The organism is Enterococcus songbeiensis, from assembly GCF_005405265.1.
In the GTDB taxonomy this organism is placed as follows: Bacteria; Bacillota; Bacilli; order Lactobacillales; family Enterococcaceae; genus Enterococcus_C; species Enterococcus_C songbeiensis.
Genome location: NZ_BJDS01000025.1, coordinates 21,411 through 27,634 on the forward strand (window position 1 = coordinate 21,411; position 6,224 = coordinate 27,634).

Consider the following 6,224-nt stretch of genomic DNA (forward strand, 5'->3'; position numbering starts at 1 on the left):
GGATCGGTTTCTCTTTCAATAGAGAAACCGATCCTTTTTTTATTTATTCAACGAACTATTTTTATAACCATACAAGAAATAAATCAGCAGGCCGATCACAGTGGTAATACCGAAGATCAACCAAGTCGTGCTATTCAATCGAGACATCAGAAAAAGACACGTCAGAATCGACAAGATTGGCAACAGCGGAACCAGCGGCATTTTGAATTCTCCCGGTTTGGGTTGTCCCATCATTTTCCGCAATTTTAAAATCCCCAACGAAACCATAATCAAATAGGCCAAGGCAACGATGTTCGTCAATTCAGCTAAAATTTGCAAAGGAAATGCTGCGGCAAAAAATAATGCGACCACTCCAGCAGCCATCGTCGCATTTTTCGGCGTCCGATGTTTTGGATCAATTTTTTGCATGAATTTTGGCAGCAAGCCATCTTTACTGATGGCATAAAGCAATCGTGCCAGTGAATACATCATGGAAATCGTCACTGTCAACAAGGTCAAGATGGCTCCCACTGAAATCACCGAACCAACAAAGCCATGATCCACATAGCGCATCGCAAATGCAACCGGGTCTTTGATTCCCAATTCAGTATAAGGAACGATTCCTGTCAAAATCAGCGTTACAACGATGTATAACAACGTGGCAATCGCAATCGAACCGATAATACCTTTTGGTACATCTTTTTGCGGGTCTTTTACTTCTTCAGCCGCCATCGCCACCGCATCAAAACCCAAAAAGGCAAAAAATACTAAGGCTGCACCGTCAAATACCCCGGAAAAACCAAATGGCATAAAGGGCTGCCAATTTTCCGGCTGAACAAAGAACACACCAAACCCGACGAATAACGCAATAATACCAAATTTGACATAAACCATCAGATTATTTAAACGCAGAGCTTTTTTCGCTTCTTGACTGACCCAAAAAGTCACAAAAACAATAACCAGTGCCGCAATTAAATCGATATAAGTGCCATTTTCAGCGTTGTAGCCTGCAGTCAAGGCTTGCGGCAATTCGACTCCAAAGCTGGCGAGAAAGCCCTGCACATAGCCGGACCAACCGGATGCTACCGAGGAAACTGCCAGCAAAAATTCACACATTAAAAACCAGCCGGTCATCCACGCTGCGAACTCCCCAAATACCACGTAAATATACGCATAGGGTCCACCTAAGACCGGGACTCGTGAAGCAAATTCAGCAAAACTCAGACCAGATAAGCCAACAACGATTGCTGCTAACACAAACGAAAGCGTCAATGCGGGGCCAGCCATATCTGACGAAGCAACACCTGTTACGACAAAAATTCCGGTACCGATGATCGCACCGATTCCCAACATGATCAAATCCTTGATTTTAAGGTTCCGTTTCATGTGGCTCTGCTGTTCGATTTTGATTTCCTTTTTTCTGAAAAGATCCATAGCACCCTCCAATTAAGTAAGGCGAACTTTTTTAAGACGCCTTCATGTATCCTAAAAGAATACCACCAAAAATAACAAAAAGGCAACCTAAAACTACATAAATCATTTCTTTTTTGGTCTTTCGTTCTCCCAGCAAGAAAATCCCGCCTAAAGTAGAGATAATAATTCCCATTTGAGATAAGGAGAAGCCGACAGCCAATCCAACAACTTGGACCGTCATCAGCATGCATACGTTTCCGATTCCCCACAGCAAGCCAGAAGTCGTATTACGCCAAACAAATTTATCATATTGGATTTTACGAAGCGTGAATAACACAGCCCCCAATAACATTCCGATACTTTGCGGTAAAATGATCGCAATTGGATCAATCTTCGCCCAAGTAATCAAAATCGTGTACAATCCGAAACCAATTGTTGAAATAACTAAAACACGAAATCCTTTCCCAAAATCCAGCATCTTATTACTGCTTTGGATTTGACTATTGGGGTCACGGCGAGAAGTCAGGTACGCCCCAATCACTAAGAAAGCCAGCGCGATCACTCCAAGAATATAATCCCGAGTTTGTGTCCATTCTCTAAAGAATACCGCTCCAGCGATTGTGTTCAGCATCAATTGCATACCGGTGGACAATGGTAGTCCTACCGAAACACCCATATACTGCATCGCATGAAACTGTCCGTTTTGTCCGACACACCAGAATAGACCGGATAAAATACCAATAAAAAAGATCCAAAGTGATACTGTCGGTTGATTGATTGCAAAAATGACTAACGCAAAAACAAAGGCACCGATGGTCATTCCCAACGTTTGCTGGTTAGCATTGCCCCCCATTTTTCCACTGACCAAACCGATACTTCCCCATGCAAACATAGGGATCAAAGCGATAATTAGTTCCATAATATTCTCCTTTTTTAAAAGATACCCCGCTAGTGTATCAGCGAAAACGTTTGCTAGACAAGAAAAAAATCATGCCGCCGCATGATTTTTTATTTTTGCTCCTGAAAAAAGGATAACACCGGAAAAAACAAGTTCATGGTCGTGCCTTGCCCAACCGTAGAAGTGGCTGTTAATTCCACACCCAATTGTTCCGCCAAATTTTTTGCCAAATACAGACCCAACCCTGTTGAATGAGTCTCGCTATATCGTCCATTGCTGCCAGTAAAGCCTTTATCAAAAATCCGCCGCAAATCTTCCTCAGGGATGCCAATACCATTGTCCTTCATCTGCAACGTGATGCCCTGCTGTTCCTTTTTCAACAAAATAAGCACTTTCCCATTTGTTGGTGTGTATTTCAACGCATTGGTCAAAAGTTGGCGAAAAATAAAGCCGATCCACTTTGCATCTGTCAAAACGGTCTGATCTTCCCCTTCCACAGAAAAATGGATATTTTTTTGAATAAAGTAATTTGCCTGACTGCGGATGATTGGCTGAATAATTTCCTTTAACGATGATTCCTGAATCAGATAATCCTTGGAAAAACTGTCTAATCGGGCATAGTACAAGACTTGTTCCACATATTCATCGATTTTTGCCAATTCATTTTCCAATTGCATGTATTTGTCATCAGGGATATCAAATTCAATCGACCGCAACAAAAGTTGAGATGCTGCCAAAGGTACCTTGATTTCATGGACCCAGGAATCAATGTAATCCTTTTGTTCCTGCTGATTGACAACGACCTGCTGCATCGCTTCTTGATGCTCCCGAATCAGTTGGTTGATGTAACGCTGTTGCACTTTTTCTTCTTCGGTGCGGGCACCCGTCAAATAATTTTGCATGGTGCTTTCTCCATCTGCACTTTGCATTTTTTTCCACCAGCGTTTCTTATACAAATAATCCCCCGCCAAAAAAGAAGCCAAAACCAAGGCTTCCAACAACGCCAGATAAAGGAGCGTACCCCAATCCACTTGCAAATTAGGTGCCAACCATAAAACAAAAGCAGTCAATAAAACGAAGACCACCCAGCCGACAAATAGCAGCCAGCGATCTTTTAGATAGTTTTTTATATGCATAAGTCACCTCTACGGAACAATATAGCCTTGCCCAACCTTTGTTTCAATATATCCAGCAACTCCAGCTTGTTCGATTTTCCGCCGCAAGCGATTGATATTCACCGTCAGGGTATTATCATCCACAAAGCGCTCGTCATCCCATAAAGCCCGCAATAATTTTTCTCGGGAAAGAATCTTGCCGTGATTTTTCATCAGGATATACAACAAACGGTATTCATTTTTACTCAAATCGATCACTTCTTCATTGACAGTCACACTGCTGTTGTCGACATTCAGCGTCAACTCCTTATGAATCAGCGTTTCACTGCTGTTTTGAGCATAATTGTAGGATCGGCGCAATAACGCATTGATTTTGGCAATCAACACATCAATCTCAAAGGGTTTAGTAACAAAATCATCTGCCCCCATGTTCATCGCCATAATCATATCCATGTTGGTATTGCGGCTGGAAATAAAAATAATCGGTACTTTTGACACTTCACGGATCTTTTGACACCAGTAATAGCCATCAAAAATCGGTAAATTAATGTCTAACAAGATCAGCTGTGGCTCTTCCGCTTCAAAATCTGTAAAGACTTTTTCAAAATCTGTCGTTCCAAAGGTTTCAAACTGCCATTTTCCCAATTCTTCCATAATAAGCTGACGAATAACGCTCTCGTCTTCCACGATCATGATTTTTGCCATTTTTTCGACTCTCCTTGCCATTTGTTTAAGGGTAACAAATTTTTTTGAAGAACACCAATCTCTGCTTGCTTTTTTATAAAAAGTTCAAAAAAAGCGCCTACAATCCTGCAGACGCTTGTACTAAGATTTTATTCTATCACCAAGATGCCTTCTTCAAAAATCTTTCCCAAGAATAAAAAGACACCATCTGCCAGCAGTAAGCTCATATTTACCCCAAAGTAAATCGATAACCGCTCCAGCCAATCCCGCTTTGGACGATACTTCAAATAGAGAAAGACCAAAAAATTTACCCCATACGTAAAAATCGTCAAACCAATAATCACATCAACAATCATCTAACCACCTGTTTCTACACTTGTTATTCTTATCATGCACCTTAATGCAAACGATGTCAATTTAATTTTGAAAGCAGTTTCTCCTGATCTACTTCTGGAAATTGTTCCAGAAATTCCTGCAATTTTCGCAAGATAAGCGACAGCTTTCCTGCAACATCATTTTCCACTTGCAGTACCAATAAAGGCTCATGCAAACTCATTCGTAAAAGAAACCAGCCATTGCCAAAAGGTTCCCCGAAACGAATCCGAATCCCTTCTTCATTTTCTGAATCGATATGCCAGCCAGATTGCTTCCAACTTCCTAATTGTTCGATAACTTTTTCTCCCAATTGATGATAATCTACGGCTTTTAATGGAAAACGAACCTCCACGGTTTCAGCTGGCTGCTGCAATTCTTGAATCAAAGTGTCCAGTGTTTGTCCTTGATTTTTTAAATCAGGAAGCAGCATCAATAGTTTAGCAATCACGTAAGCACCGTCATCTAAAAAATAGTTTTCTTTAAATGCTGCGTGTCCACTAGTTTCAATTGCTAATTGGGAGTCGATTCCCTGTTCATTCAATTGAATCGCTTTATTGATTACGTTACGGTAACCGGAAATATAGCGCACTTGCTTGCCACCTGCGTTTTCGATAAACCTTCGTAAATGATCGGAAGTGGGGGAATTAGTGACGATACTGGTTCCCGGATGCTCTTTTAAAATAATTTTGCTTAACACTGCAATCAAATTGTTGCGGTTTAGCGCCTGCCCGCTGGCGGTCACTACCGCCGCACGATCCACATCCGTATCAAAAATAATTCCTAAATCTGCTTGATTTGCTAAAACAGCCTCCTTGATGCTGGCCATTGCCTCAGCATTATCCGGATTGGGAATATGATTCGGAAACATTCCATCTGGCGTTAGAAACTGTGAGCCCGTTGTATCCGCTCCTAATTCTTGTAAAATCTTCACAAAAAAACCGCCAGCACCATTTCCGGCATCTACCACAATTTTCCAGCCAAGCAATGGTTGTTTCTCCCCAATGCTCCGCCGAATTTTTTCAAGCAGATCTGCCGAATATTTTGGCAGTAACTGTGCTTGTTTGACGATTCCCACCTGTCCGTTTTCGTTGACCTGCGGATGAGTCAAAATCACTTGAATGTCTTCTTTTTCTGCGCCTCCCGATCTTGTAAATAGCTTTGCGCCATTATAATAAAAAGGCAAATGGCTGGCTGTCAGCATGATTGCAGCATCACAGTCAAATTCAGGGTAGCGGGTACTCATAAACATCGCCGGCGTAGTCGCCAGCTGAAAATCAATGACTTGGATTCCCTGCAAAACCAATTGCTGCACCAAAGCTGCCTTCAAATCATCCCCACTGATTCGACTGTCTTGTCCGATACCAAGCATCAGCTTTCCAGCTAGGTATTTTTCTTCATCGTTTTTTCGCAGCCAATAAACGATTCCATTGGCAATTTGAGTCATTGCCTCAGGTGTCAAAGTTGCTGGAAATTCTTCCGTGGCAATGGCAACGCCGCGAATATCCGATCCATTTCTCAAAACTGTCAATGCTTCTTCCATTTTATCGCCCCAATTCTCATTTGTTGTAATCGCTTTATATGAAGTATAACAAACTACTTCCCAAAAAGCAGTCCTTTTTAAGTATTTTTTACTTAAAAAAGCTGAAAAAAAATCCCTCATACAAGAGGGACTTCGATTATTTAGGTTCTATAATATTTAGTGTTGTTACTCAAATCGAGTAAGGACACTAAATATTTTTTTATAACAAAAAGCATTTGGT

6 protein-coding genes are annotated in these 6,224 nt (G+C 41.4%); all 6 read right to left on the reverse strand.

The features are described 5' to 3' along the window. Nucleotides 1-39 precede the first annotated feature (39 nt). The 6 genes from FFM66_RS10435 to FFM66_RS10460 all read right to left on the reverse strand — a co-directional run bounded on the left by FFM66_RS10435 (nucleotide 40) and on the right by FFM66_RS10460 (nucleotide 6,004). A complete protein-coding gene (locus FFM66_RS10435) occupies nucleotides 40-1,413 on the reverse strand; it encodes an amino acid permease (protein ID WP_048603811.1) in 1,374 nt (457 codons plus the stop codon). A 31-nt stretch (nucleotides 1,414-1,444) separates the two neighbouring features. Then, nucleotides 1,445-2,311, reverse strand: a complete 867-nt coding sequence (locus tag FFM66_RS10440) for a GRP family sugar transporter (protein WP_048603810.1) — start codon at nucleotides 2,309-2,311, stop codon at nucleotides 1,445-1,447. An 89-nt stretch (nucleotides 2,312-2,400) separates the two neighbouring features. Beyond that, nucleotides 2,401-3,426 carry a two-component system sensor histidine kinase SapS gene (gene sapS, locus FFM66_RS10445; RefSeq protein WP_137605885.1) on the reverse strand — a complete coding sequence of 342 codons (1,026 nt, stop codon included), beginning with the start codon at nucleotides 3,424-3,426 and terminating at the stop codon, nucleotides 2,401-2,403. A 9-nt stretch (nucleotides 3,427-3,435) separates the two neighbouring features. Next, complete coding sequence (gene sapR, locus FFM66_RS10450) at nucleotides 3,436-4,110, reverse strand: two-component system response regulator SapR (protein WP_048603808.1); 675 nt, start codon at nucleotides 4,108-4,110, stop codon at nucleotides 3,436-3,438. A gap of 128 nt (nucleotides 4,111-4,238) precedes the next feature. Next, a complete protein-coding gene (locus FFM66_RS10455; protein ID WP_048603807.1) occupies nucleotides 4,239-4,445 on the reverse strand; it encodes a hypothetical protein in 207 nt (68 codons plus the stop codon). Nucleotides 4,446-4,501: 56 nt separating this feature from the next. Further along, on the reverse strand, nucleotides 4,502-6,004 hold the full coding sequence (locus FFM66_RS10460; protein ID WP_137605886.1) for a phosphohexomutase domain-containing protein: 1,503 nt from the start codon (nucleotides 6,002-6,004) through the stop codon (nucleotides 4,502-4,504). Nucleotides 6,005-6,224: the final 220 nt, after the last annotated feature.

Coding starts and splice junctions, on each gene's coding strand:
- FFM66_RS10440 (WP_048603810.1), bottom strand. CDS start 2,311: ATGGAACTAATTATCGCTTTGATCCCTATGTTTGCATGGGGAAGTATC.
- FFM66_RS10455 (WP_048603807.1), bottom strand. CDS start 4,445: ATGATTGTTGATGTGATTATTGGTTTGACGATTTTTACGTATGGGGTA.
- sapR (WP_048603808.1), bottom strand. CDS start 4,110: ATGGCAAAAATCATGATCGTGGAAGACGAGAGCGTTATTCGTCAGCTT.
- sapS (WP_137605885.1), bottom strand. CDS start 3,426: ATGCATATAAAAAACTATCTAAAAGATCGCTGGCTGCTATTTGTCGGC.
- FFM66_RS10435 (WP_048603811.1), bottom strand. CDS start 1,413: ATGGATCTTTTCAGAAAAAAGGAAATCAAAATCGAACAGCAGAGCCAC.
- FFM66_RS10460 (WP_137605886.1), bottom strand. CDS start 6,004: ATGGAAGAAGCATTGACAGTTTTGAGAAATGGATCGGATATTCGCGGC.